Origin of the sequence: Enterococcus sp. E4-150 (assembly GCF_035726465.1) — a bacterium.
Lineage (GTDB): Bacteria > Bacillota > Bacilli > Lactobacillales > Enterococcaceae > Enterococcus_B > Enterococcus_B faecium.
Genome location: NZ_JAPRGK010000002.1, coordinates 209,525 through 235,264 on the forward strand (window position 1 = coordinate 209,525; position 25,740 = coordinate 235,264).

The 25,740-nt window shown below is 37.7% G+C and carries 28 protein-coding genes and 1 tRNA gene; 9 read left to right on the forward strand and 20 right to left on the reverse strand.

What is annotated here, in order from left to right; translation table 11 throughout:
- Positions 1 to 8: 8 nt before the first annotated feature.
- From OZ002_RS03020 to OZ002_RS03050, 7 genes are all read right to left on the reverse strand, one after another.
- Positions 9 to 971 (reverse strand): ROK family glucokinase, encoded by a 963-nt coding sequence (locus OZ002_RS03020; RefSeq protein ID WP_002293901.1) that lies wholly within the window; start codon positions 969 to 971, stop codon positions 9 to 11.
- Positions 971 to 1,183 carry a YqgQ family protein gene (locus tag OZ002_RS03025; RefSeq protein ID WP_002293902.1) on the reverse strand — a complete coding sequence of 71 codons (213 nt, stop codon included), beginning with the start codon at positions 1,181 to 1,183 and terminating at the stop codon, positions 971 to 973. The genes OZ002_RS03020 and OZ002_RS03025 overlap by 1 nt, the downstream gene beginning before the upstream one ends.
- A 20-nt stretch (positions 1,184 to 1,203) precedes the next feature.
- Entirely contained in the window at positions 1,204 to 1,902 is a 699-nt protein-coding gene (locus OZ002_RS03030; RefSeq protein WP_002289885.1) for a rhomboid family intramembrane serine protease, read from the reverse strand.
- Between the two features lie 19 nt (positions 1,903 to 1,921).
- The gene (locus OZ002_RS03035) at positions 1,922 to 2,464 is read right to left on the reverse strand and encodes a 5-formyltetrahydrofolate cyclo-ligase (protein ID WP_049142477.1); all 543 of its coding nucleotides are present in this window, start codon (positions 2,462 to 2,464) and stop codon (positions 1,922 to 1,924) included.
- Between the two features lie 131 nt (positions 2,465 to 2,595).
- Positions 2,596 to 3,600 carry a FecCD family ABC transporter permease gene (locus OZ002_RS03040; RefSeq protein WP_002293903.1) on the reverse strand — a complete coding sequence of 335 codons (1,005 nt, stop codon included), beginning with the start codon at positions 3,598 to 3,600 and terminating at the stop codon, positions 2,596 to 2,598.
- Positions 3,597 to 4,586, reverse strand: coding sequence for a FecCD family ABC transporter permease (locus OZ002_RS03045; protein WP_002293904.1), 990 nt, complete (start codon positions 4,584 to 4,586; stop codon positions 3,597 to 3,599). The genes OZ002_RS03040 and OZ002_RS03045 overlap by 4 nt, the downstream gene beginning before the upstream one ends.
- Positions 4,583 to 5,389, reverse strand: a complete 807-nt coding sequence (locus OZ002_RS03050; RefSeq protein ID WP_002293905.1) for an ABC transporter ATP-binding protein — start codon at positions 5,387 to 5,389, stop codon at positions 4,583 to 4,585. The genes OZ002_RS03045 and OZ002_RS03050 overlap by 4 nt, the downstream gene beginning before the upstream one ends.
- A gap of 165 nt (positions 5,390 to 5,554) precedes the next feature.
- On the opposite strand from OZ002_RS03050, the gene OZ002_RS03055 reads away from it, so the two are divergent.
- On the forward strand, positions 5,555 to 6,511 hold the full coding sequence (locus OZ002_RS03055; protein ID WP_002293906.1) for an ABC transporter substrate-binding protein: 957 nt from the start codon (positions 5,555 to 5,557) through the stop codon (positions 6,509 to 6,511).
- Between the two features lie 76 nt (positions 6,512 to 6,587).
- On the opposite strand, the gene OZ002_RS03060 is transcribed toward OZ002_RS03055, so the two are convergent.
- Both OZ002_RS03060 and rpmG read right to left on the reverse strand, forming a co-directional pair.
- Entirely contained in the window at positions 6,588 to 7,106 is a 519-nt protein-coding gene (locus OZ002_RS03060; RefSeq protein ID WP_002324997.1) for a dihydrofolate reductase, read from the reverse strand.
- A gap of 87 nt (positions 7,107 to 7,193) precedes the next feature.
- Positions 7,194 to 7,358: a 50S ribosomal protein L33 gene (gene rpmG, locus OZ002_RS03065; protein ID WP_002320810.1), complete on the reverse strand. Its 165-nt coding sequence runs from the start codon at positions 7,356 to 7,358 to the stop codon at positions 7,194 to 7,196.
- A 214-nt stretch (positions 7,359 to 7,572) separates the two neighbouring features.
- Here rpmG and OZ002_RS03070 point away from each other — a divergent pair, with 214 nt between their 5' ends.
- The gene (locus OZ002_RS03070) at positions 7,573 to 8,019 is read left to right on the forward strand and encodes a DUF2188 domain-containing protein (RefSeq protein ID WP_002293914.1); all 447 of its coding nucleotides are present in this window, start codon (positions 7,573 to 7,575) and stop codon (positions 8,017 to 8,019) included.
- A gap of 193 nt (positions 8,020 to 8,212) precedes the next feature.
- On the opposite strand, the gene asnB is transcribed toward OZ002_RS03070, so the two are convergent.
- The 4 genes from asnB to OZ002_RS03090 all read right to left on the reverse strand — a co-directional run bounded on the left by asnB (position 8,213) and on the right by OZ002_RS03090 (position 12,533).
- Positions 8,213 to 10,108, reverse strand: coding sequence for an asparagine synthase (glutamine-hydrolyzing) (gene asnB / locus OZ002_RS03075; RefSeq protein ID WP_123840048.1), 1,896 nt, complete (start codon positions 10,106 to 10,108; stop codon positions 8,213 to 8,215).
- Positions 10,109 to 10,432: 324 nt separating this feature from the next.
- Positions 10,433 to 11,407 carry a choloylglycine hydrolase gene (bsh, locus tag OZ002_RS03080; protein WP_123840049.1) on the reverse strand — a complete coding sequence of 325 codons (975 nt, stop codon included), beginning with the start codon at positions 11,405 to 11,407 and terminating at the stop codon, positions 10,433 to 10,435.
- Between the two features lie 327 nt (positions 11,408 to 11,734).
- Positions 11,735 to 11,822, reverse strand: a tRNA-Ser gene (locus OZ002_RS03085).
- 144 nt (positions 11,823 to 11,966) lie between these two features.
- Positions 11,967 to 12,533 (reverse strand): TetR/AcrR family transcriptional regulator, encoded by a 567-nt coding sequence (locus OZ002_RS03090; RefSeq protein WP_156248949.1) that lies wholly within the window; start codon positions 12,531 to 12,533, stop codon positions 11,967 to 11,969.
- Positions 12,534 to 12,788: 255 nt separating this feature from the next.
- Between OZ002_RS03090 and OZ002_RS03095 the strand changes: the two genes are divergently transcribed.
- Together OZ002_RS03095 and OZ002_RS03100 are read left to right on the forward strand one after the other, a co-directional pair.
- Positions 12,789 to 14,120, forward strand: a complete 1,332-nt coding sequence (locus OZ002_RS03095; protein ID WP_002293921.1) for a DUF1576 domain-containing protein — start codon at positions 12,789 to 12,791, stop codon at positions 14,118 to 14,120.
- Positions 14,086 to 14,439: a hypothetical protein gene (locus OZ002_RS03100; RefSeq protein WP_002293923.1), complete on the forward strand. Its 354-nt coding sequence runs from the start codon at positions 14,086 to 14,088 to the stop codon at positions 14,437 to 14,439. Before OZ002_RS03095 ends, OZ002_RS03100 begins: the two co-directional genes overlap by 35 nt.
- Positions 14,440 to 14,530: 91 nt before the next feature.
- Here OZ002_RS03100 and OZ002_RS03105 read toward each other — a convergent pair whose 3' ends face one another.
- Both OZ002_RS03105 and OZ002_RS03110 read right to left on the reverse strand, forming a co-directional pair.
- The gene (locus OZ002_RS03105) at positions 14,531 to 14,950 is read right to left on the reverse strand and encodes a cupin domain-containing protein (RefSeq protein WP_002306407.1); all 420 of its coding nucleotides are present in this window, start codon (positions 14,948 to 14,950) and stop codon (positions 14,531 to 14,533) included.
- Entirely contained in the window at positions 14,951 to 15,295 is a 345-nt protein-coding gene (locus OZ002_RS03110; RefSeq protein WP_002293927.1) for a carboxymuconolactone decarboxylase family protein, read from the reverse strand. It lies immediately after the preceding gene.
- 348 nt (positions 15,296 to 15,643) lie between these two features.
- Here OZ002_RS03110 and OZ002_RS03115 point away from each other — a divergent pair, with 348 nt between their 5' ends.
- On the forward strand, positions 15,644 to 16,240 hold the full coding sequence (locus tag OZ002_RS03115) for a TVP38/TMEM64 family protein (RefSeq protein ID WP_002287776.1): 597 nt from the start codon (positions 15,644 to 15,646) through the stop codon (positions 16,238 to 16,240).
- Positions 16,241 to 16,363: 123 nt separating this feature from the next.
- The gene (locus OZ002_RS03120; protein ID WP_156248948.1) at positions 16,364 to 18,163 is read left to right on the forward strand and encodes a glycerophosphoryl diester phosphodiesterase membrane domain-containing protein; all 1,800 of its coding nucleotides are present in this window, start codon (positions 16,364 to 16,366) and stop codon (positions 18,161 to 18,163) included.
- Between the two features lie 277 nt (positions 18,164 to 18,440).
- On the opposite strand, the gene OZ002_RS03125 is transcribed toward OZ002_RS03120, so the two are convergent.
- Positions 18,441 to 18,653: a hypothetical protein gene (locus OZ002_RS03125; RefSeq protein ID WP_002297633.1), complete on the reverse strand. Its 213-nt coding sequence runs from the start codon at positions 18,651 to 18,653 to the stop codon at positions 18,441 to 18,443.
- A gap of 462 nt (positions 18,654 to 19,115) precedes the next feature.
- On the opposite strand from OZ002_RS03125, the gene OZ002_RS03130 reads away from it, so the two are divergent.
- Both OZ002_RS03130 and OZ002_RS03135 read left to right on the forward strand, forming a co-directional pair.
- On the forward strand, positions 19,116 to 19,265 hold the full coding sequence (locus OZ002_RS03130; RefSeq protein ID WP_002293931.1) for a hypothetical protein: 150 nt from the start codon (positions 19,116 to 19,118) through the stop codon (positions 19,263 to 19,265).
- 267 nt (positions 19,266 to 19,532) lie between these two features.
- The gene (locus OZ002_RS03135) at positions 19,533 to 19,919 is read left to right on the forward strand and encodes a YxeA family protein (RefSeq protein WP_002288573.1); all 387 of its coding nucleotides are present in this window, start codon (positions 19,533 to 19,535) and stop codon (positions 19,917 to 19,919) included.
- A gap of 305 nt (positions 19,920 to 20,224) precedes the next feature.
- Here OZ002_RS03135 and OZ002_RS03140 read toward each other — a convergent pair whose 3' ends face one another.
- Positions 20,225 to 21,571 (reverse strand): glucose-6-phosphate isomerase, encoded by a 1,347-nt coding sequence (locus OZ002_RS03140; RefSeq protein ID WP_002288574.1) that lies wholly within the window; start codon positions 21,569 to 21,571, stop codon positions 20,225 to 20,227.
- Positions 21,572 to 21,682: 111 nt separating this feature from the next.
- The gene (gene gdhA, locus OZ002_RS03145) at positions 21,683 to 23,032 is read right to left on the reverse strand and encodes an NADP-specific glutamate dehydrogenase (RefSeq protein WP_002306402.1); all 1,350 of its coding nucleotides are present in this window, start codon (positions 23,030 to 23,032) and stop codon (positions 21,683 to 21,685) included.
- A 116-nt stretch (positions 23,033 to 23,148) separates the two neighbouring features.
- Between gdhA and OZ002_RS03150 the strand changes: the two genes are divergently transcribed.
- Positions 23,149 to 24,402: an NAD(P)/FAD-dependent oxidoreductase gene (locus OZ002_RS03150; protein WP_002293934.1), complete on the forward strand. Its 1,254-nt coding sequence runs from the start codon at positions 23,149 to 23,151 to the stop codon at positions 24,400 to 24,402.
- Positions 24,403 to 24,472: 70 nt separating this feature from the next.
- Here the strand turns inward: OZ002_RS03150 and ybaK are convergent, their stop codons facing one another.
- Both ybaK and aroD read right to left on the reverse strand, forming a co-directional pair.
- Positions 24,473 to 24,958, reverse strand: a complete 486-nt coding sequence (gene ybaK, locus OZ002_RS03155) for a Cys-tRNA(Pro) deacylase (protein WP_002306401.1) — start codon at positions 24,956 to 24,958, stop codon at positions 24,473 to 24,475.
- A 22-nt stretch (positions 24,959 to 24,980) separates the two neighbouring features.
- Positions 24,981 to 25,739 carry a type I 3-dehydroquinate dehydratase gene (gene aroD, locus OZ002_RS03160; protein ID WP_002293935.1) on the reverse strand — a complete coding sequence of 253 codons (759 nt, stop codon included), beginning with the start codon at positions 25,737 to 25,739 and terminating at the stop codon, positions 24,981 to 24,983.
- Position 25,740 lies beyond the last annotated feature (1 nt).

Consider the following 25,740-nt stretch of genomic DNA (forward strand, 5'->3'; position numbering starts at 1 on the left):
CCGTTTTTTTAAGCAAATTTCAAGGCTAATGAGGCAGCGCCAATGACACCAGCTTCATTTCCAAGCTCTGCTAATTTGATTTTTGTTGATTCTCTTACTTGCGGGAAAGTAAATTCTTTAAAATATTTCTCTACACGGCTGCGTAAAAATTCTCCTGCTGCCGATACTCCTCCACCTAACACAATACTTGACGGATTCAATGTATTCCCCAAGTTGGCGCAAGCTAAACCTAAGTAGAAGCATACGCGATCAACAACCATCAATGCAAACGGATCGTCTTCTTGAGCCATTTCAAAGATATCTTTACTTGTTACTTCTTCACCGTTGTCTAACATTGCTTTCAGTTTTGAATCTCCTGCGTATTCTTCTGCCAAGTAACGACCTAGACGTACCACACCAGTAGCGCTAGACACAGTTTCTAAACATCCGCGTTTACCGCAAGTACATTCGAACCCTTCAGGATCCACAGTGATATGGCCGATCTCTCCGCCTGCTCCGCTCACGCCGTGAATCAAATTTCCGCCAGCAACGATACCACCGCCAACACCTGTTCCTAGAGTAACGAATACAACGTCTGGATCGTTTTCTCCAGCACCTTTCCATCGTTCACCTAAAGCAGCAACATTCGCATCATTATCGATAGCGAATTTGATTCCTGTTCCTGCCTCGATCAGTTTTTTCACAAATTGAACTTCTGTCCAGTTTAAGTTATACGCACCAATAACCGTTCCAGCTTCGCTGTCCACGCTTCCTGGGGTACCCATGCCGATTCCGATAAAGTCTTCGGCTTTCATATTATATAAATTCAAACGATGGTTGATTGATTCAATGATTTCAGGAACGATATGCTTACCATCATCCAAAATATTGGTATCGATGCTCCATTTTTGTTGAATCTCTCCTTCTGGTGTTAAAATTGCAAATTTTGCTGTTGTTCCACCTAAATCAATCCCAATAATCTTCTTGTCCATTACAAATTTCCTTTCTTTCGGCTTTCTTCAATTCGGTGCTCTCTTTTTAATATGCGCCACGCTGTCATGTATGTATCATGATCAATCAAACGGCTATCATACAGATTACGCAATTCGATAGTCATTAATTCAATGTCATAGATGCGTGCACCCACATAGATAAAGATGCCAAATTTTTTGAACAGCTGCTGTACATCATATAAGCTCTCCATCTTTAAGCACTTCCTTCATATTATACAAGTAAACCATATTTTTTTAAACCCAGTAAAATACATATTACAAAAAGAAATACAAAAACTAGTGTAGAAAGAATCCTTTGGTGTATCGAATAGCTTGTCTGTTGTTTCGGTAGACCCAAAACATTCCCTAACACTAATCCGCCAATTAGCCCACCGACATGTCCCCAAACATCTACAGAGGTATCCAGAAGACCAAAAACAAATGTCAACACAATAAATAAAAGAAAATGTCTGACTAGCTGCTGGATCGCTGGATTATGTTTAAAATGAAACCCTAAGATAAACAACGCACCGAACAAACCGAATATCGAAGTACTCGCACCACCAGACAGAACATTCGCTTCGTTAAAAGCAAAGCTTGCTGTATTTCCCATTATCCCGCTGAACATATAAATCAAGAAAAAACGCCAATGGCCATAGATTGCCTCGATTTGCTGCCCCATAAAATACAATATCAGTGAGTTCATTACGAAATGCATCAGTCCAAAATGGATGAAGATTGGTGTCACTAAACGCCACCATTCATTGAAGTGAACAAGATAAGGACCATACATTCCGGCATAATAAGGGATCTCAAGTCGCGGAAATAATTCCATCATGAGGAAGACCGCTGTCTGTATCCCTAAAAAAGCATAGGTCCATAACGGTCGTCTTAACCATGCACGCAATTTTATTTGCTGTTGATAATTCATGAAAACCTCCCATTTCATTTTAGTCAATAAACAATTGTTGGATCTTCTGATCAAAGCTCTCCGGTTGCCATTGTTCATTCAATTGTTCACGAAAAACAAGGCTACATGTTTTTTTATGAAAATTATTTAAATACCGGTCGTAATAACCACCGCCAAAACCGATTCGATAACCGGCTCTATTGTAGATAATACCTGGTACAATGAGGAGATCGATCATCTCCGGCAAATAGAGCTTCTCTGATTGTGGCTCAAGAACACCAAAACTCGAACGTACAAGAACGGACTGTTCATCCATTTCATAAAACGCCATCTGACGTTTCGGCAAAGTTTTAGGTACAACTATTTTCTTTTGTTCTTTTTCTGCTCGTTGGATAACCGGCTGTGTATCCAGTTCAAATTCATTCGATAAAGTCGTCCCTATCACTTTTGCTGACTTCCAGTACTCGCTGGCGAATAGCTGTTTATAGATTCGCTGTTCTTTTTCCTTTTTCTTGCCACTTTTGGCCAGATTTTTCAGCTTTTCGATTCCTTTCCGGCGTAATATTACTTTCAATTGGTCCAAAAACTCACCCTTCCTTCTCTCATAAAATGGTATAGGAAAAAAAGAAAAATAGCAATCGAACTTTCAAATAAATGCATAAATAGAATAAAAAGAAGACCTAGAAATGATTGGCCTTCCTTTTTTAATGAATTTCAACTGTTCAGCGCGTGTTTTTGTCTGATAAAAAGTGCATACAGAAAATATGGCGCACCAAAAAGGGCAATCAAAATTCCTGTAGGTACTTCCCCACTTGGTAGAATCACTCTAGCAACCATATCTGCACTAAGCACAAAAATGGAACCGAACAAACCGCTCAGAACAAAGGTCCAGTTATTTTCTTTACGTACGACTAGCTTCGCAGCATGAGGAGCTAGTAGTCCTACAAAAGATAAACTACCTGTCACCGCTACACTACCGCTTGCCAAAGCAACAGCTAACAACAAAAGGATTTTTTGACTTTTAGCCACGTTAAGGCCTAATCCTTGCGCGCGTTCTTGACCAAATGATAGCAATCCAATCCTCTGTGCATAAAGTCCTCCTAGCGGAATTAAGATAACCGCCCATGGAAGCAATGCCCAAACATAAGGCCAGCTCGCACCCCAGATTGATCCCGCTAACCATGCATTCACAAATCCATAATTTTCCTTAGATAATTGGATCGTGCATAGCAATGTTAATGCAGAAAGGCCGGCATTAACGGCAATACCGGACAATAAGATTCGATTCATACCCAAAAAGCCATTTCGATCATAGGCCGCAAGATAGACACAGCAAGCAGCTAAAACACCACCTAGAAAGGCTACAACTAGCAATAGAAACGGCAGCGAATAGTGCGAAAAGAAACCTAAATAAAGCATCACTAAAAATCCTGCTCCGGCATTAATGCCCAATATACTAGAATCTGCCAATTCATTTCTTGTTACTCCTTGCAAGATATAACCAGAAACGCCAAGACAAGCTCCTGCTAATAAACTGATCAGTAATCGAGGAACTCGAAATTCTCTAACAATCAGCGCCAAAGAAGATGATTCTTTCCCTATGAACGTGGCAAAAAGCTGATCCAGGTAAATAAAAGGCGTACCAATCATTAAACTACCTATAGACAGGATGACAAGTACAAAAAGCAAGAAATAGAACGTCCAATATATTTTTTTCACCGTTGTTCCCTCCTTACTTGTATCAGTAAAAACGGAACGCCAATCAATGCAATGACTAATCCAAAAGGTGTTTCAAAAGGGGGATTGATCATCCTCGCTGTAAAATCCGCCAACATAACCAATCCACCGCCAACTAAAAAAGAGACAGGTAGAACATAACGATAGTCCGTTCCAACCATTCCACGAACAACTGGCGGAACCAACAGTCCAATAAAGGAGACTGGACCGACTAACGAAACTGCTATGGCTGCCAACACTGCGACTAGACAGAAAACAATCAACCGCGTTCGTTTAGGATGACTTCCAAGAGCTAATGCATGTGTTTCACTCAAATGAATCAAAGATATTGCTTTTCCTAATGAAAAAGAAACCAAAACAGCAAGTATATATAAAGGAAACAATACTGCTAATTGTTTCCATGTGATATTGGCAGCTCCGCCTACAAACCAAAAAGCAAGATCCTGCTGCAGATTAAAGAATTGGGTCAGTGCTTGGCTGATAGCAGTAAAAAAAGAACTAATAGCTACGCCAGCTAAAATAAGCTGTAAAGGATTCATGCCCATTTTCGAAAACTGCAAAAAACCAAATACGAGCAAAGTTACAGCAAAAGAACCTGCCAATGACATTAGAAATACAGAAAAATCAGAAGCTTTAGGCCAAAAAGCAAAACTAAGGGCCATTGCCAACGAAGCACCCGCGTTGATTCCTAGTAAGCCTGAATCTGCTAAAGGATTTCTTGTCACTCCTTGCATCAATGCACCGCTCAATGCAAAACAACTCCCTACAAGAAATGCTCCCGCCACACGAGGCAAACGAATATTTCGTATGATTTGGTGACTTTGTTTTGATCTATCAAAATCAAACAACGCCTGCCAAAAATCTGCTTTTCCCACAGTCGCTGCGCCATTTGAAAGAGCAACAAAAAAAATAATCAAAAGAACAAAACAGACCAAAAGCAGGAGTCTATTTTTCTTCATAGTCCTCATAATTGATCCTCCTGCTCTTTTGGCAACAAATCATAGGTTAGAAAAACTGGTTTATTTGTTCTTGGAAGCGTGACAATCGTTGCATCAATCTCAAATATTTTTTTCATACACTCTTTTGTGATCACTTCTTCAGGTGTACCTTCTGTGATCAACTTACCGTTTTTCATTGCTAATAAATAATCTGAAAAACGTGAAGCATGATTAATGTCATGAATCGACATCAAGATCGTTGTTTGTTTCATTTGATTGATTTCAGTCAATAACTGTAGGATCTCTAATTGGTGTGCCGGATCTAAAAATGTTGTCGGTTCATCCAAGATCAAGATATCTGTTTCCTGAGCAAGCGCCATAGCGATCCAGACACGCTGGGTTTGTCCACCAGACAGCGTTGCGATATCCCGCATACGAAATCCAGCTAGACCTGTAGCATCCAACGCCCACTCGATTGCTTCATGATCTTGCGTGTCCATGCCACTGAACAGTTTTTGATAAGGGTATCGTCCGTAAGATACTACTTCTTCTACTGTCATACCTGTAGGGTGTTCACTAGTTTGTGCTAATAATGCAATTTTTTTTGCAAGTTCTTTTGAACTGTATGTAGAGATATCAGAGTTATTGACAATGATCTTTCCTGATTTCACAGGTAGTATACGGGTAAAACTTTTCAATAAAGTAGATTTTCCACTTCCATTTGGCCCAATCAAACTAGTGATTTTCCCTTCAGGAATCGTAACAGACATGTTTTCAATGATTTTTTTGTTTTCGTAGCCGGCTGCAATGTCAGCTGCTCTTAATCTCGTCATTTCACCCATCCTTTCGCTGAAAATCATTCTCAATTATGACGCTGTTTCAACATTTCGTCAAGCGCTACTTTCATATCTATAGCCAAATGAAGCGGTTGACAGCGTTCGAAATATCAGGAATAATAACCAATGAGAAAGATTCTCAATTATGTCAGGAGGAAAGAAATGAAATTAAAAACAAAAGTATTCACATTATCTAGCATATTGCTGCTGGCTGGAGTACTGAGCGCTTGCTCCCCCTCTTCAGATAAAGAAACAGCTACAACTGCCAATTCGACGACTTCATCCAATAGTACTCATACAGTCACAGATACACTTGGACATAAAGTAGAGATTCCAAACGCGCCCAAACGGATCATCGGCAGTTACTTAGAAGACTATCTGATTGCACTAGGAGAAAAACCTATCGCCCAGTGGACTGTTGGCAGTGGTTCCATTCAAGATTATCTGCAAGATGATTTAAAGGATGTCCCAACGATTTCTTATGACCTTCCTTATGAGAAAGTGTTAAGCTTTGAGCCTGATTTGCTGTTGATTTCTTCTTCCGCTACTGTCGAAGGCGGGAAATACGAACAATATAGCAAAATCGCGCCAACTTATGTTGTAAAAAACGGAACAGATGTCACATGGGAAGAACAACTAAAAGATGTCGGCAAAGCTTTGGCAAAAGAAAAAGAGGCAGAAAAAATCATTTCCGATTATCAAAAATCCATCAAGAAAACTCGAGAAGAACTAGCAGATAAAATCGAGAACAAGACAGCTGCAGTGTTGTGGGTGACCAACAACTCAGCCTTTATGGTCAGCAAAAATCGGTCAAGTGGAAGAATCGTATACGACGATCTGGAATTTGGTGTTCCTGATCTAGTGGAAGAGGTCTCCAAAAAAGCCACTTCTGACTGGTCTGCTGTTTCCTCTGAAAAGCTAGCTGAATTAGATGCTGACTACATCATCCTTGTGAACAGTGACAAAGATGCTGCCATGTTCAATGAACCAAGCTGGAAGAATCTTAAAGCAGTGACAGACAATCATGTACTGCAATTCGGACCTGAATCTAGCTGGCTATATAACGGACCTATTGCCAGTCAGGAAATGGTCAATGATATCAAAGAAAAACTAAATTGATTTTAACTAAAAAAAGCATCTTCACGATTAGTCGTAAGATGCTTTTGTTCTTATTAACAAACTAGACGCATAGATTTTATTCTTCTTTTGAAGCAACCCTATTTTTTACTCTTTCCCATTTTTGAAAACGATGGGCATATAGATTTTCTTGATCCGTTATCCCCTCATACTCCTCTATAAGGGTGAAGTCTGAAAAATCAATATTCCCAATATACGTATCGCCTTCAAACGTGCTATCGATCAATGTTCGCCAGATCCGACCAGTGTAAGGAAGAAGTTCTTGAAAAATCCGACTACCACCCGAAACATAGATATCTTCTGAGATCGTTTGACTATACGACAAAAGTTCATCGATCGAATGCATTACTTCCGCATTTTCTTTCGTACGAAAATTTGGTTGCGTTGTCAACACGATGATATGGCGATAAGGAAGTGAAAGATCCCCCATTCCTTCATAGGTCTTTCTTCCCATCACTAAAATTCGATCCATTGTATGTTCGCGAAAGAAACGCATATCATTTGGCAATCGCCATGGTAACAAACCATTTTTGCCGATCAGACCATTTTTATCTTGTGCCCACATGGAAATAAACATATTATCCGCTCCTTATGATTTTAGATGTTTTGAGATAAAAAAAGTCTCAATTCTTTGACCAGCAAGGAATTGAGAACTTTAAAAACATTATTTTGTTTCACGGTGCAAAGTAACTTTGCGTTCGCGTGGGCAATATTTTTGTTTTTCCAAACGATCAGGATTGTTACGTTTGTTTTTGCTTGTTAGATAGTTACGTTCTTTACAAGAAGTACACTCTAAAGTGATGTTTACGCGCATGTTTTTCCCTCCCATTTTTACAAGAATCCTCTAAGATGACTCTCAGACTTGATTATCTTACCATGATTTTTTCTAGATTGCTAGTGTTTTTCACGATTTTGTTAAGTAAAACTACTTGACGATAAATACAACGGTTTTACTTCTCAGACAAAATCTTTTTCTTTTTGTATAAATACCCTTACACTTGTTTATAGAGACTATGTTTTTTTAAATAAAGGAGGATACTAATATGCCATGGAACATGAAGGACTTTCCTGCATCAATGAAAAACTTAGATAAACTGACAAGAAAAAAGGCGATCGACATCGCAAATGCTCTATTAGACGAGGGTTACCCTGATAGCCGTGCGATCCCAATTGCCATTGATCAAGCAAAAGAGTGGTATGAAAATGCTAGTGAATCAGAAAGACGAACATTCGAAAAAGAAAAAAATCCAAGTAAGTCGGATAAACATGATACGAATCCTCGTGCCGGAAAATTGCTTGATTCAGATGTGATCGTAGAATATGCCGAAGAACAATGGATCGTGAAATCTAAAGGAGCAAAAAAGGCTAGCAACCATTTTGATACAAAGAAAGAAGCGATCGAAAAAGGAAAGCAAGTAGCACAAAACAAAGAATCAACTTTGGTCATTTATAAAAAAGATGGGACAAAAGAAAAAGAAATCGATTATTGAACATATGTAAAGGGGTTGTGACGAAAATCGTGTCACAACCCCTTATGTTCGAAACAATGGTGTTCCTCTGCCAACTCCGAACCACAAGTCATAATATCTATAAAACGGGAAGAGCTGTTTTTTGAAATTGTTTCTTATCACTCGGTGTTAAACGGTAGGAGAAAACCTATTTTTTATTGATATTTGATTTTCATCAAACAGTCACATAGTCGATTGCTTCTGCTTGCGGAATCGTTTCATCTACAAAGTAGACTTTATACCATGTCAAGAAACTGAAGATTGTCCAGATTTTTCTTTGCTCTTCTTTACGTCCTTCGTGATGGTCATCTAGCAACTTCATGATTTTTTCTTGATCAAAAAATTCTTTTGCAAAATCTGCTTCGAATAATGCTTTGACTTGTTCGTAGCCGTGTTCTTCTTTCAACCAAGCTTTGATTGGCACAGGGAATCCTAATTTCACACGATTCGACCATTCTTCCGGAAGATGTTTGTTCGCAGCTTGTCTGAAAATATCTTTTGTGTTGTTTTGATTCAATAAGAACTTACTTGGTATTTGTTGAGCCAATTTCATGACTTCGATATCCAATAAAGGTACTCGGACTTCCAAAGAACTTGCCATAGAAAGTTTATCTGCCTTCAACAAGATATCTTTTGGCATCCATTGATGAAGATCGACATATTGCATCTTATTGACTTCATCTTTGATTCCTTCTGTTTTGTCGTAATGAACAGTCATGATTTCATCCACAGATGGTGCTGTTTGATATTTTGGTGTCAACACTTCTGATGCTTCTGATTCTTCGAACACTCGAGCATGACCGATAAAATATTCTTTTGCAGGAGCAAGTGATTCATATAAATGGATCCGTCCATGGAAATTTTTCATTTTTCCGATTTTACGTCCTAAATTATAGCGTGTTCCTTTTGGTAATTTTTTCAATCCTTGAGCAATCACACGGATGAATTTTGAATTCGTATGGAATCCATACGTTTGGTATCCCGCAAACAGTTCATCCGCCCCTTCTCCAGATTGGACTACCCGCACGCTTTGTGAAGCAAGATTTGCTAAAAAGTACAAAGGTACGCAAGAAGGATTTGAATCAGGTTCATCTAAGTGATACTGGATCAAAGGGAATGCTTTGAACGACATGTCTCCGTCGATCACTGCTGCTGTATTATCTAAGTCCAATAGTTCGGTTAGTTTTCTGGCTTCAATCGCTTCATTATAGGTTTTATCATCAAACCCGATTGAGAAAGAATGATCTGGTTTCAATACAGAGGTTACATAACTGGAATCAACCCCGCTGGATAAGAAAGAACCAACTTCTACATCACTGACCGTATGTGCTTCAATAGAAGCTTGAACGGTTTCGTCGATTTTTTCGATCCATTCTTGTCGGGAATGCGTTTCTTTTGTTTCAAAATCTGCATCCCAATATTGCTGAATGTCTAGTTTTCCATCTTTATACGTATAATAATGGCCTTCAGGCAAACGATAGACATCTTTGAAGAATGTTTCGCCGTTTAATGGAGAATATTGGAAAGTCATATAAGGTTTCAACGCTTCTTTGTTCAATTCTTTGTTAAAATCAGGATGAGGCAGAAAACTTTTGATTTCTGAACCAAACATAAATGTTCCGTTCATTTCTGCATAATAATATGGTTTGATCCCAAAGTGGTCTCTTGCACCGAATAACTCATTCTTTTCATTATCCCAAATAGCAAAAGCAAACATTCCGCGGATCTTTTGCAATAATTCTGTTCCCCATTCTTCGTAACCATGCAAAAGGACTTCTGTATCTGCATGTGTTTGAAAAACGTGGCCAGCTGCAATCAATTCTTCTCTCAAAGGCTGGTAATTATAGATTTCGCCATTAAAAATAATGATCTTTGTCCGATCTTCATTGTAAATAGGCTGAGTACCGCCCTCTAAGTCAATAATACTTAATCTTCTGAATCCTAAAGCAACATGTTTATCGATATATTCTCCTGAACTATTAGGTCCACGGTGAACGATTCGATCCATCATTGTATTAATAATTGTTTTTTTGTTGTCCTTGTCGTTAACAAAACCTACAATACCGCACATTTAACTTTCACATCCTAATATAAAATTACTGTTTATTTCATTCATATGCATCTTATCATAGAATAAATAGCGGACGAATATTTTCTCTCTTACAGTTTCGTCACGTGAAAACAAAAGATGAAAGTTTCTGTTTTTACAGAAAATAAAGTCCCAATATCTAATTTACCATGTTTTCTTTTTTGAGGCTATCTTATTCTCTTCGTGTTAAAAAAATATTAGTGGATGCTATTTCCAAAAAAACCAGCAAAAAAAGACACGACCTAAAGATCGTGTCTAATTATGACTGTATCAGAAAATATGATACCAAACGGATCTATTCATTAATTAATTGACATAGTTTATCTGTTGCTCTTTTATGACTGGATAACTGACCAATTCATGACGATCCAAGTCTTCTTTATTCATATTTACAGCAGTAATCTGACTGTCTTCATACGTACGATAATAATAAATCCCTTTATCAATGTTACAGCAAGAAGAATAAATCGTATATTCGTATTTTCCTTCTCCAGTATCGCATACTCCTTTTTGTTGCTCGACTGAGCCTAGTATATGAAAAAATTGACTGATACTTTCAGATTCTGAATCACCTGATGCAGCATTCATTTTAGTAAATGTGGCTTTTACAAATCGAGAAACAGAAGAGAGATCTCCAGGTAATCCCAATCCTCCCATCCCACGACTATAAACATTCAAGCTGATCTGGTTTGAAAAATGATTTTCTGGTGTTCCATTTGATAGCGAGCGATAATTGTTCAGATTAAATAATTGATAATCAAATGGCGGATTATTTGTCAACACACCGACAGGATTATCATATAAATGAAGTCCATCTTTCATACTTTCAATTACTATCGATTTTTCTTTATCAGCTAATAACCAGTGTAAAGGTGACAAGGGTAGTTTTTCACTAAAATCGATATTGACTAGATTGATAGTAGCCAATAATTCTTTAGCTTCGTCTATGGTTGAGCATTGCCCTAGTATCCATGGAATAAACTCAAATGGTGCAACGTTATCTTTTCCTTCTTGTAATTCTTTATAATCAGCATTGCCAGGAAAATTCAGTCCTGCCATACTCAATCCTTTTTCATTTGTAGCCTCATAATAGAGTGGATAGTTGGCTACCCCAGCTGCTATCCCAATCATTGCATAATGTTTATCTAAATTTTTTACCTTTCTAAAATCGAAACGATAATTTCTTGGAGTAATAGTGACTACTTCATTATAAGACATCTCATAATCAAAATTCCTTCCAAAATAATGGTCTTTCGTCGCATAAGTGATTGCGGTACACATCGTTTTCCCTCCTAAAACAAATCGTTTTTACACTTTTATCTTACATCTAGTATTTTTTTTATCAAAAAAAAGGCCAAAGAAGATTGATTTACTAGCATTTATAAAAAATAGTACTCAGGGGGAATCAAAAAATATTGTAGGCTAAAAGTACAACAAAAATAAGGGGCTGTGACAAAAGCATTGTCACAGCCCCTTATTCCTTCATAAGCTTGCATCTGCGGTAATAAGCCCAACCAAATGAAAAAATAGGAAGAGCTATTTTTGTTTGGCCGTTCTTATTACTTGATGCAGGACAGCTTCTTTACAACCTCTAATCGTTAATATATAAGGAAGGTACAGGATTTGAACCTGCGCGCCGGTATTAGCCGGTTCGCCGGATTTCGAGTCCGGTGCATTACCACTCTGCCAACCTTCCGTAAGTACTATTTTTAAACTTTTTCCACGAAATGTCAAGCCTATTTCTAATAGATAAATAACAGAAATCGCTTTTTTTAGCAAAAAAGTCCATTGACAGTTTGCAGCCAACGGACTTACCGATCAAATTCATACTGATAGAACACTATCTGATTATTTCAGGATTATCTAATGCTAAAATCGAGTCAATTGTCCGTTTGATCAGTGCAATGATTTGTTCTTCTGTTGGATGCATGATATTTGATGACATCAATGACGCTAAGCCAGTCACTGCTACCCACGTACCAGTATGCAGAGCATCGACATATTCATCCGATAATTGATTGTATCTTTCATCTTCTTTAACTATTTCACAGAAATAATTGTATGAAAAATCATGCATTTTCTTTCCGTCCCCATGTTCATCAATGTACAATGCCATGTAAAGACTATGATTCTTTTTTGCAAAGTAGATATAGTTCAAACCGAGATCAATGATTTTATCACCAGTACGTTCAATAGGGAAAACATCTTCTTTTAGTTGTTCAAAGATAGAATCCAGCAACGTATTTTTTAAATCTTCCATGTTTTTGAATTCCAGATAAATCGGCTGTGTCGAAATCCCCATCTTTTTAGCAATATTTCTCGCAGTAAATCCTTTAAACCCTTCCTTTGCAACAACATCATAAGCAGCTTTTAGAATTTGATCCTTGGTATAGACTTTTCTTCTCATTAAAACTCCCCCACTTCTTTACTGCAGTATATGTTGTTTTATTGTACCCTATTTTTAGCATTTTTTGCAAACATTTTACTCAAAACGTTATATTTTAAATTTTTTTCTCAGTCTTCTTTAACTTTTTTTGCAAAATTAAAAAAATTTGGTTAAATTCAATGGGTTCCCTTACATTTTTAGTTTTGACCTAAATGATAGTTGACCAAATCTTTCATTTCAAGTTATAGTTAAAGAAAATGAAAAAGAAGGTGTGTAATGGAAAACGAAACTGACGTTATTTATATTCATCCTCAAAAACGAATCGTTTCACAGAAAAGAAAGTATTTTTATCTTGGTTTTACAGGTGCTTTTTTTCTTTTTATTGGCTTGCTTTCTGGTACTCCTACTGATAATTGGAGTGGATTGCTAACTATTCTTACCTCGCCAAGCAATCTTTTGACAGATTATTTTGCTTTAGGCGGTTTCGGAAGCGCATTCATAAATGTGGGGATTTTGACCTTACTTTCTGTGCTTTTAGCTTATCGGCACAAGGTGATTTTAAACGGTCCCTTATTTGCTTCGATTCTAACAGTTACCGGTTTCTCTTTTTTTGGCAAAAACCTTTATAATTCTATCTCAATCATTTTAGGTGTGTATCTATACGCTGTATTTGTCAATAAACCTTTTTCTCAGTACATCATGATCGGACTGTTTGGTAGCGCATTATCACCGGTCGTTAGTTATATCACTTTTGGTATGCGTTTTCCTTTACTGATAGGTATTTTATTGGGGAATTTAGCTGGCATAGCAATTGGTCTACTTCTTCCGCCCTTAGCTGCTCAAACTTTAGTTTTCCATCGTGGATTTACACTTTATAATATTGGATTCACCTCTGGGTTGATTGCGATGACTTTTACTGCTGTTTTGAGGTTATTCAGCTATTCAATCGTCGAAAATACATTGGTTTCCAATGAATATCACTTTCCTCTCATTTGGATTATTTTTGGCTTTTTTTCGCTGACAGTCGGAATTGGTTTCTATTATAATTCCTTTCGGCTTTCGGGGATTCGAGAGATTTTCGATTCATCTGGAAAATTGACAACTGATTTCATTGCTAATTCTGGTATTGGTGCTACTTTGATCAACATGGGCTTAGTTGGTCTGATGCTGTCTTCTTATGTTTTACTGGTTGGCGGTCAGTTAAATGGACCTGTCATCGGTGCTATTTTATCTGCGGTTGGTTTCAGTGCTTTTGGTTGTCATTTAAAAAACAGTTTTCCGATACTAGTCGGAATATTTATTGCTTCTTTGTTTGGAACTTTTCATGAGATCACCAGTACTGGCATGCTTGTTGCAGCTGTGTTTGGGACAGGTCTCGCGCCCATAAGCGGTTTTTACGGCAGTTTTTACGGTGTAATAGCTGGTGTGCTACATATTGCTCTTGTCCATAACGTCAGCACTTTACACGGAGGACTAAATCTATATAACAGTGGTTTTTCAACTGGTTTCGTTGCAGGTATCCTTGTACCGATACTAGATAACTTTACCGCTGTCAGAAAGGAAAAAAAGACACTTGGAAAAAGAATTATCAAAAAGAATCATCGATGAGCTTCTTACTTATTTATATTCCCATGAAATAACTGAAATACGTATTGGAGTAGAATTTGCTGAGGAAGGGCTTTTCATAGAGATACAGGGTACGGCAGAAACTCAGCCAGAAGATTTAGATGTACTTGCTGATTTGCTGAACAATCCTCGGGACCCTAGTATGGAAATCTACTATCAGGAACTATTAGGTAATCCCCGACATGATCGGGAAGATTATCATCTGTTAGGTAGTTTGATTGATGACGTGGAAATCATGTACGCCCAGCCGATTATCAATATTAAGATCTTTCGACGTGCTTCTCCTCGTTCCTATTATTAACCCTATTTTCTATTTATAAAAGACTGAATCAAAAAAGCAGCTCCTGAAAGTTCGATTAAAATCTACTTTCAGGAGCTGTTCAAGCTTGACATTATTGATTTTCCAATCCTTCATACACTTCATCTGTTACAGGTTCTAAAAACTCTGAGTTTCCGGAAGTGATCGCTAAATGTTCAAACCAACTGTCTTTTGTAGCACCATGCCAGTGTTTGATTCCTTTGTGCGTCACCACAACGTCTCCAGCTCTTAATCGTCTTGCTGGCTTTCCTTCTTCCTGGTACCATCCTTCTCCGCCAGTCACAAGTAAGATTTGATATCCATCTGTATGGACATGCCAGTGATTGCGACAACCTGGTTCAAATGTTACATTCCCTACACCAACAGAAACTTCGGGATCATTCACTAACATATTCAGATAGCTTTGCCCAGTAAATACCTGAGCGTAAGCTTCGTTTTTTTCCCCTGCTGGAAAAATCACGCCATTGTGTATTTCTTCGTATTTTGTCATCATTTACGCCTCTTTCTTGTTTACGCTGTTTCCTTCTAGATAGATTTCTTTTGCTAAGTTAAAAGCTGACCAAGCTTTTGGCCATCCTACATAAAAAGCTAAATGGGTAATGATTTCTGCTATTTCTTCACCAGTAATGCCATTTTGTTTGCCAATCTTCAGATGAGCTGGCAATTGTTCAAAATTTCCTCCTGAAATTAATGAAGATATGGTGATGATACTACGCTGATGAGCAGATAATTCTTCTCTGGACCATACTTGTCCAAATAAAACATCATCATTCAATTCTGCAAATTTTGGTGCAAAATCTCCTAATTGATCTCGTCCTGCGGTTTGTTTTTCTGCCACTTCTCTTATTCTCCCTTCACGACTGTTAGGTGATTCAACTATGGTTCTAAGGCAACTTTATTTTCTATTGTTTCTTCGCATTTCATTTTAAATGTAGTCTTTCAGCCTGTCCAATGCTTAGTTTATTCAGTCGATATGCTTTTTAAGCATAGTTGCTAACGCTTTTTTTATTTAAAAAAAACAAGTTATTAAATAAGTCTTTAGTTGGATGTTTTTTTGAGATCAATCTTTTATACTTATGATGAACTTACAAAATTGTTTGTTTTCTGTCATATCAAAAAATGGCGCAGTTAGTTGCTTTTCTAGTAAAGTATAGTTAACAAAGAACCTCTAAGGAGTTGATGAATAATGAATATTGCTGCCTCTCGAAAACTGATAAATTTCATATCCATTATCGGATTAGGCCTATCAATCGCGCTGACGATTTATTTTATTAATTTAGGTGTTTTCAAAGATTTGAATGCGTTAAGAGGATTAGTAGGTGATTCCATCATTTTAGGACCGATTATTTTTGTCTTCATCCAAATCCTGCAAGTAGTTATTCCAATCATTCCTGGAGGGATCAGTACTGCAGCTGGTGTCCTGATATTTGGCCCTTATGCTGGATTTATCTATAACTATATTGGAATCTGCATTGGTTCGATTATCATTTTTCTGCTAGGGCGTCGTTATGGAAAGCCATTCATACTTTCCATGATTAGCGATAAGACATATAACAAATATATTGGCTGGCTGGATAATCAAAACCGCTTTGAGAAGCTGTTTGCTCTAGCTATTTTTCTTCCAGTTGCTCCTGACGATGCGTTATGTTTGATGGCTGGATTGACAAACATGTCAGTGAAACGATATACACTAATCATTTTGATTGCTAAACCACTGTCGATTTTCTTATATAGTATGGCCTTGATTTATGGAGGCCAATATCTAAGTGGTCTTCTTGGATAATATTTATTTTGCAAAATTAGTCATTGATTGACAATGTTAAATCTGGGAAAGGGGCTGCAAAACACACTGCACCCTTTCCTTTTTCATTAGATTTGCGCTACAATGTGAAGAGCAGGTGATAGGATGAATTATTTAAAACGTAGCTTAGGTAATGCTTGGGACTTTTTAAAAGGAACACAAGCTTATTTCCGTGATGTCTTGCTGATGCATGGCTTTATTTTATTTATTTGTTTACCCTTATTGAGCAGTACGACCCGTTTTATTTTACACCGAGGGGCAATTGACTATTTGTCTTATGACAATATTCCTTCAATTTTTTCTCAACATCCTGGAGTTCTACTCTCGTTAATCGTAGTTTTGATGATGATTTTACTGTTAGTTTATTTCGAATTTACTTTTCTTTTGATGAGTGTCTTTTTTATTAAAAAGAAAGAACCAATCTCTTTGAAGCAACTCTTACACTTGACGATACTTCAGCTGAAGAAAGTGAGACCCATTACTTTTTTGTTTTTCCTTGCTTATTTTTTATTGATTCTACCGATCAGCGGATTAAGTTTTAATTCTGATCTACTGTCAAAAATAAAAATCCCCGCTTTCATTATGGATTTTATTTTTGCTAATCGTTGGATCATCGTCAGTTCCTTTTTACTCGTTTATATTTTCCTTGGCTATATTGGGATTCGACTGATTTTTGCTTTACCGGAAATGATTCTACGAGATCGTCCTTTTCGAGCAGCCATTCGGGAAAGCTGGTCATTGACCAAATCGCGTCTTTTGGCCATCACGGGCCAATTTATTGTGATTGGCGGTACGATTTTACTCCTTTCTTCTTTAGGATATATCGTTGTTATTTTGGCACAAAGTATGGTTGAACAATTTTTCCCAGACTATGCATTGATCAGCGCTGTGTTTGCTATGACGCTTTTACAAGGGATTTTATTATTCAATATCGTGATGTCTACCGTAGGGATTTTTTATATCATTGTTGATTTCATGGATGACGAAGGCTTCTTGCCTGAGATCCCTAAGTGGTTTATCCCACAAGCCCCCAACTTGCGTTTCTCTGCGCTGAAAAACACTGGTTTGACTCTTTTTGCAGTTTTTTTCGGTATTGGCGTCTGTCTTTACAATATGGATTATCTGACTTCAGCTGTTCAGACAAAACCAGTGACTGTCTCTCACAGAGGTGTGAGTACCCAAAATGGGGCGCAAAATACTTTAGAAGCACTTGAAAAAACAAGCAGAGACTATCATCCTGATTATGTAGAGATGGATGTTCAGGAAACAAAAGATGGTCATTTCGTAGTGATGCATGATGCAAATCTTCGTCACTTAACAGGGGTAAATGGAACACCACAGGATCTTACATTGAAAGAATTGACAAATCTTATAGTTACTGAAAACGGAGTGCAAGCCCCTGTTTGTTCTTTTGATTCTTATTTGGAAAAAGCACATAAGCTAAACCAAAAATTACTTATTGAGATCAAGACCTCTAAAAAAGATTCGGATGACCTTGTCGAACGATTTGTCCATAAATACCGCAAAGTTATCTTAGAGAACCATCATATTTTGCAAAGTTTGACGTACCAAACCGTTTCAGATTTAAAAGAAGCAGAACCAAACTTTTATGTGGGCTACATCTTACCTTTCAATATTGTTGGGCCCCCTGTGACGCCTGCTGATTTTCTGACAATGGAATATAGTACGATCAACCGTAACTTCATTAATTCTGCCCACCAAGACGGAAAAGAAGTATATGTATGGACAATCAACGATTCAGATGCCATGAGTCGCATGATGTTTTATGGTGTGGATGGTATCATAACCGATGAGATGGGACTACTAAATGAAAGTGTGAAACAAACAGATGAAGAAATCACTTATTCAGATAAACTGCTAAATTTTGTTTTGGGAGTCGGCTAATCAAAAATCGTTAATGAAAAAAGTCTTTATACAACAAAAAACGCATATACCTGCGGTGGCAGGTTATGCGTTTTTTGTTTGACGCTCATAATGTGTGCTTAACTTTCTCTTGATTCCTTCATCGCACGAACAATAGCTAAAATAGCAGGAATTGCAGAGATCACTGCAAGAATAATTCCCATTTTCCCTGAACTTTTTCTTTTTGGCATATCTTCTCGCTCCCTTCTGTCTTTATTTATATTATAAGGGAGTTCTTGCGAATTCTCAAAAATACTGTTTAAGAAACCAATTCAGCAGGTGCGCTAATATCACAGAATTTTACGAGCATGCGATACTTGCTTTCATTGATAAGTTGATAGTCTCGTTGGTCATAACTTTCAACATACACGACAGCCGTGTTGATATATGTACGTTCAATACAGCCGATTAGTTCATGAGATACTCCGATCGGTTTGCATATATAAGATCTTCCTACTTCTGCTTTTACCATTTCATTCCCTCTTTTTCTTTATTTTTATTTTGTTTTTTCTTTATTTTATAATAACAAATTACCTTATATTTGAAAACGTTTTTATTCATTTTTTTATTTTTTATTTTGAGTATCTTTCTGCTTTTTAGATAACTATTTTTTAACACGATCTTAGACGTTGTGACAAAAACGTTTGTTTATATTCCTATGTTGTTCGTGCGTTTTTTTCTTTATATTGCTAAGTTATTTATAAAGAGGTGAGCATATGATTTATATTCAAGCAATAGTATTTGTAACCTTGATGATTGGGCTACTTATCGGATTAAAAGAAAATAGCTAAACCATTTAAGAAAAAATAAATAAGGAAAATGATAAATGCTTTTTAATTGCATCAAAAAACGTACGATGCTAAACTTGGTATAAGTTCGAAAGTTTAAAGGAAACTTTCAAGAACTAAATTACATTACAAAGGAGATGGATTTTATGACGTTTACAAAAACAAATATGCAATACCGCGTAGCTTTTGATACAACTTCTAACCGTTTTATGGCGATTGATGCACAAAACGAAAATAACGTTGCGTTTGGTATTACAATCGAACAAGCAGTCCGAGCATTAAACGAATCTAGATAAGGAGTGAACCATTCTAAATGGCGACTGATGAGATCTCGGAAAATCAATAAAAGACGTTTGTAACGGTAATCCGCGACAAACGTCTTTTTGTATTCATTACATATATTTGGAAATTGTCTCTCTTTATCTCTAGATCTAAACAAAAACACAAGTTCTAATATCAACCATCTCGTTTTTTATGACAATTTTGTTAGCTGTTTCGATGATAATATTCCGTTATTATCTGTATAATATTTAATATAATAAAAATAAAAAAGGAGATCTTTCATGAAAAAAATTTTAGGGTTGATCGTTATCATATTGATTGCTTTTATAGGATGGAAAGGTTGGGACTACTATCAGTCTACTTATGTAGGTAAAGATTATTATGCGGTAGTCAAAGCTCCAATGCCTGCAGAAACTGATATCAAAGCAGATAATGGGGAAGTAATTGGAAGAGGTTTTAAATACAACGTAGATGCTTATGCTGAAAACGGTGAAAAAAGACAGTTAGATTTCGATGTCATTACTTCTGGTGACTCTGCCAATGGTTCTGCTTACCCCGAAGGAACGATCTTGCAGTTGAAAGCAAGCGAAAAGCGGATCATAGAGAAAAAAGTAATTACCAGCGATAAGGTACCCTCATCTGTAAAAGAAAAATTAGGCCTATCTTAAGCTAAGAATATATCGTAAAAAAGCACTCGAAGTGAGTGCTTTTTTTTGTTGATTTTAGAAAACGAAAAAATAGAATTGGTCTTCGAAGTCAGCCTCACTGTTCTTAAAGTCCTAAATCAAACTAAAGAACAAGGCAATCAATCGATTTCTATACAAACAAGGGACTGTGACAAAAGTCTTGTCACAGCCCCTTATTCTGAATAAACGATGCAGTATGTTTGAGTACCTAAATGGGTACCAGTTTTCATTTTAAAGCGAACATGTTTCTATCACTGATTTTTTAAATTTAGCGAAAAAACCTTATCTTACAGGCGTTCGTTCAATTCTTTCGCAAGATCTTCAAAGCCTGGTTTGCCTAGAAGTGCGAACATGTTTTTCTTGTAAGCTTCTACACCTGGTTGGTCGAATGGGTTGATTCCATTCAAGTAACCTGAAATACCTACAGCAATTTCAAAGAAGTACATTGTATAACCCAATGTATAAGCATCCATTTCTGGAATTTTGACTAGCAAGTTAGGCACGTCACCGTCTGTATGAGCAAGCAATGTTCCTTCAAATGCTTTTGTATTTACGAAGTCCACTTCTTTTCCTTGCAAGTAGCCTAGACCGTCTAAATCTTCTGCTTGTTCAGGAATTGTGATTGATTTACGAGGTTTTTCAACCTTCACAACTGTTTCAAAAATATTGCGACGTCCTTCTTGGATGAATTGTCCTAAAGAGTGCAAATCAGTTGAGAAGTTTGCGCTTGAAGGATAGATGCCTTTTTGGTCTTTTCCTTCAGATTCACCATACAATTGTTTCCACCATTCTGAGAAGTATTGCATTCCTGGTTCATAGTTGATCAACAACTCAGTTACTTTGCCTTTACGGTAAAGAATGTTGCGCATTGCTGCGTATTGGTAAGCTTCGTTTTCTTCTAGTTTGTCGCTTGAGTATGCTTTGCTTGCATCAGCGGCACCTTGCATCAATGCATCGATATCTGCACCACTAACAGCGATTGGTAACAAACCAACAGCAGTTAATACAGAGAAACGTCCGCCGATGTCATCAGGAATCACGAAAGTTTCCCAACCTTCTGCATCTGCTTCTACTTTAACTGCACCTTTTGCTTTATCTGTTGTAGCGTAGATACGTTTGTTTGCTTCTTCTTGTCCATATTTCTTAACAAGAAGCTCTTTGAATACACGGAACGCAATCGCTGGTTCAGTAGTTGTTCCAGATTTTGAAATAACGTTTACTGAAAAGTCGCGATCACCGATTACTTCGATCAAGTCAGCAATATATGTTGAGCTGATTGAATTTCCGGCAAAGAAGATTTGTGGTGCTTTTCTTGTGTTGCTATCTAATAAATTGAAGAATGTGTGATTCAAGAAGTCGATCGCTGCACGAGCGCCTAAATAAGAACCACCGATACCGATAACAACTAATACTTCAGAATCAGATTGGATTTTTTTAGCTGCTTCTTTGATACGTGCAAATTCTTCTTTGTCATAGTTCGTTGGTAAATCGATCCAGCCGCGGAAGTCGCTTCCTGCGCCAGTACCTTCCCGTAATTCGTTGTGGGCTGCTGTTACTTGGCTTTGCATGTACCCTAACTCTTGTTCGTTGACAAACGGTGCTACTTTTGAATAGTCAAAATGAATGTGTGCCATTTGTTCTCCTCCTTATAGGTTTACTCTACAGGTAATACTTTACGTTTTTTTTTATTATTTTTCAAGCAAATAAACAAAATGCTGACAATATTTCCAAGAAAGTTTCATTTTTCAAACTAAACCTTCTGCTGCCATTGCTTTGGCAACTTTTTCAAATCCAGCAACATTTGCTCCAAGAAGCAGATTTTTTTCGTCGCCGTACTCGGCTGCTGTTTGGCGACACGTATGGTAAATCGTTTCCATGATTTGATCCAGCTGCTCATCCACTTGCTCTCTTTCCCAAGTCAATCGCTGGGCGTTCTGACTCATTTCTAAAGCAGATACTGCCACTCCTCCAGCATTAGCAGCTTTTCCTGGACAATACCACACGCCTGCTTCATGAAGAACAGAAACAGCTTTTACTGTACATGGCATATTAGCGCCTTCTGCTACGATTTTGATCCCATTTTCTACTAAGATTTCGGCCAAGCTTTCGTCTATTTCATTTTGAGTAGCACATGGCAAAGCGATATCCGCTTTTTCTTTCAATGTCCAAACAGATTCTCCAGCATGATAAATAGCAGAAGGACGTTGGTTTGCGTATTCCGTCAAACGTTGTCTATTGATTTCTTTGACTTCTTTCAATAGTTTCACATCTATTCCTTCTGGATCATAGATATACCCGCTAGAATCTGAACATGTAACAACTTTCCCGCCTAGCTCTTGCACTTTTTCGATTGCATAAATGGCTACATTCCCGCTTCCGGAAACAAAAACTGTTTTTTGATTAAATGAATCTTTTTCTTCGTTCAATAGATGTTTGACATAATACACTAATCCATAACCAGTAGCTTCCGTACGTATCTTACTTCCCCAAAAATCCAAAGGTTTACCTGTCAACACACCAGTATCATATTTTTTCAATCGTTTATATTCGCCGAACAAATAGCCGATTTCTCTAGCTCCTACACCGATATCTCCCGCAGGAACATCAATCGATGGGCCGATATGTTTTGACAATTCCAGCATGAAACTTTGACAAAAACGCATGATCTCATTATCAGATTTTCCTTTAGGATCGAAGTCACTTCCGCCTTTTCCTCCACCGATTGGCAGACCGGTTAAACTATTCTTGAAAATCTGTTCGAAAGCCAAAAATTTCAAGATACTTAGATTGACACTAGGATGGAAGCGCAATCCACCTTTATAAGGGCCGATAGCTGAGTTGTATTGGATACGGTACCCTCTATTTACTCGCCAGTTTCCTTCATCATCTTGCCAAGGCACTCGAAATTGAATAATTCTTTCTGGTTCCGTTAAAAGTTCTAAGATATTCTTTTCGATATATTCGGGATGAGTGTCCAAAAAAGACATAACCGTGGGCATGAATTCATCGATTGCTTGTAAAAATTCTTCTTGCCCTTGATCCTTTTGATGTAGCTTTTCTTGAATTGCTTGAACATATTCTGTTGCGTTTGTCATCGTTCCACGCTCCTTTGCTTATCTTCCCTCATTTTAGCTCATTTTCTCTTTTGGCTCAAAACATTTTTTTCTGTTTTCTTTCTTCAGATATGCTACACTTTCCTTGAGGTGAGGGAATGGAAAAACTGTATGATGTGATCGTAGTCGGCGCTGGAACAAGCGGGATGATGGCAGCGATCAGTGCAGCTGAACAAGGCGCACGCGTACTCTTGATCGAAAAAAACAAAAAAGCAGGAAAAAAACTACTGATGACAGGTGGTGGTCGGTGCAATGTTACGAACAATCGTCCTGTTGATGATTTGATTGCACATATTCCTGGAAATGGAAAGTTTTTATATAGTACGTTTGCGCAATGGAATAATTTCGATATCATGAACTTCTTTGAATCACAAGGCGTACATTTAAAAGAAGAGGATCATGGACGGATGTTTCCTGTAACAAATAAATCAAAAACGATTATCGAAGCATTGCTCAATCGTCTGAAAGAACTAGATGTGACGCTTCTATTCTCTACTCGAGTAGAGAAATTGATCCACAAAGAACATAAAATTTACGGTATACGCACGGAATTCGAAGAGTTCCATGCTCCTGCCGTTATCTTAACAACTGGTGGACGGACTTATCCATCTACTGGTTCTACTGGAGATGGGTACAAGATCGTGAAGCGAGTGGGTCACACGGTGACGCCTCTTTATGCGACAGAGTCCCCCTTGATATCGGATGAACCGTATATTCAGGAGAAAACACTTCAAGGGCTTTCTTTACAAGACATCACTTTACGCGTTTTAAATAAAAAAGGTCGTGTATTGACTGAACATACGATGGATTTACTTTTCACCCATTTCGGTATTTCTGGTCCGGCTGCACTGCGTTGTTCAAGTTTTGTCAATAAAGAATTAGAGAAAACGGGAGAACCAGTGACACTTTCTCTGGATTGTTTCCCTACACAAACCAAACAAGAGCTTATTCATTTATTGACAGAAAAAAGTAAAACCACCAAAAAGAACTTGGTAAATGCCTGGCACGGTCTATTACCTGAGCGATTGTTGGTTTTCTTTCTTGAGCGGCTTGAAATGGATCATCTGACAGGACAACAAGCCTCTCAAAAACAAATTCAAGATTTCGTTCAATTATGCAAAGAGTTTAAGCTATCAATCAACAAGACTTTTCCTATTGAGAAATCATTTGTAACTGGCGGAGGGGTTTCTCTAAAGGAAATTCATCCTAAAACGTTGGAGAGTAAAATCATTGATGGTCTGTATTTTGCGGGAGAATTACTGGATGTCAATGGTTATACTGGCGGCTTTAATATCACAGCGGCTTTCGCTACAGGGCATGTAGCAGGAATGAATGCTGGGCAAAGAGCATAATGTATAAAAAAGAAAGAAGAAGACTGGGCAAACAACATCCCGGCCTCCTTCTTTCTTTTATACGTATGATTTATTGTTTTATATCTGCAAATTGTCCGCTCGTTAATGCACAGATATCTTGAGGTGCTAACTCCATCTGTAGCCCTCTTCTGCCAGCCGAGACAATGATTTGTTCATAGCTTTCTGCAATTTGATCAAAATAAGTAGGAAATAGTTTTTTCATACCTATAGGCGAGCAGCCACCACGTATGTATCCGGTCGTTGCTTCCAAATCTTTTAAATGGAGCATTTCTACTTTTTTATTCCCTGAAACTTTTGCTAATTTTTTTAGATTCAATTCGGCTTCTCCCGGTATCACAGCAACAAGAGGCCCCGTCACATTGCCCACAGCAACCAGTGTTTTAAATATACGAGATTGGCTTTCTGGAAGCTGTTCAGCGACCGATGACGCACTTAGGTGGCTTTCGTCCCACTCATATTCGTGCTCTGTATAGGGAATCTTTTTTTGTTCGACCATACGGATTGCATTCGTTTTTACTATTTTTTTCTTTGCCAAAAAATATCACCTCAAACTTGTTCTACAACGGTTCATTTAATAATTGAATAATTTGCTTCAATGCTTTGACCGGTAATTGTCCTGGAGCAGAAGTAGAATCGCTGCTTAAGGAACCAAATGTCATAACGGAACCCGTCGTTCCGCCAGCCAGACGAGAAATTTTACCAAGATTTCCCATGGACATCGTAATAATAGGCATGGAGACAAAAGCATTTGCCCGTCTAGTCAACTCCATCAACCGCAAAACATCTCGTTCATTATTGGGAGTTACTGCCAGTTTTCCGATATCGGCTCCAAAATGTTCCATAACATTCAATCGGTAAAGCAAGACAGGGTCTGCTGGTGTTTCTTTAAAATCATGACTACTGATAATTAAAGGAATGTTTAAAGACTTGATTTCCTCTATCAGTCTTTTTCCTAGACTTTCTACTTTGAACAACTCGATATCGACCATATCTACTAATCCTGTGTGTATCACATGTTCATAAAGGTCGCGATACTGACGGATCGATATGTCTTGTTCTCCGCCTTCAGCTAAGGTACGAAACGTAAATAATAACGGCAGTCCATCAAGCATCTCATGGATAAGAACCAATGTTTCTGCTACTTCATCAAAAGAAAAAACTTCACGATAATGATCGACTCGCCATTCGACTAAATCGGCCCCTGCTTCACGTGCAAGAACTGCTTCACGTAATACTTCCTCTCGGACGGCCCCGATAAGAGGCGCACAAATCTTTGGTCTACCGCTTCCTATATTCAATCCCTTTACCCGAACCATT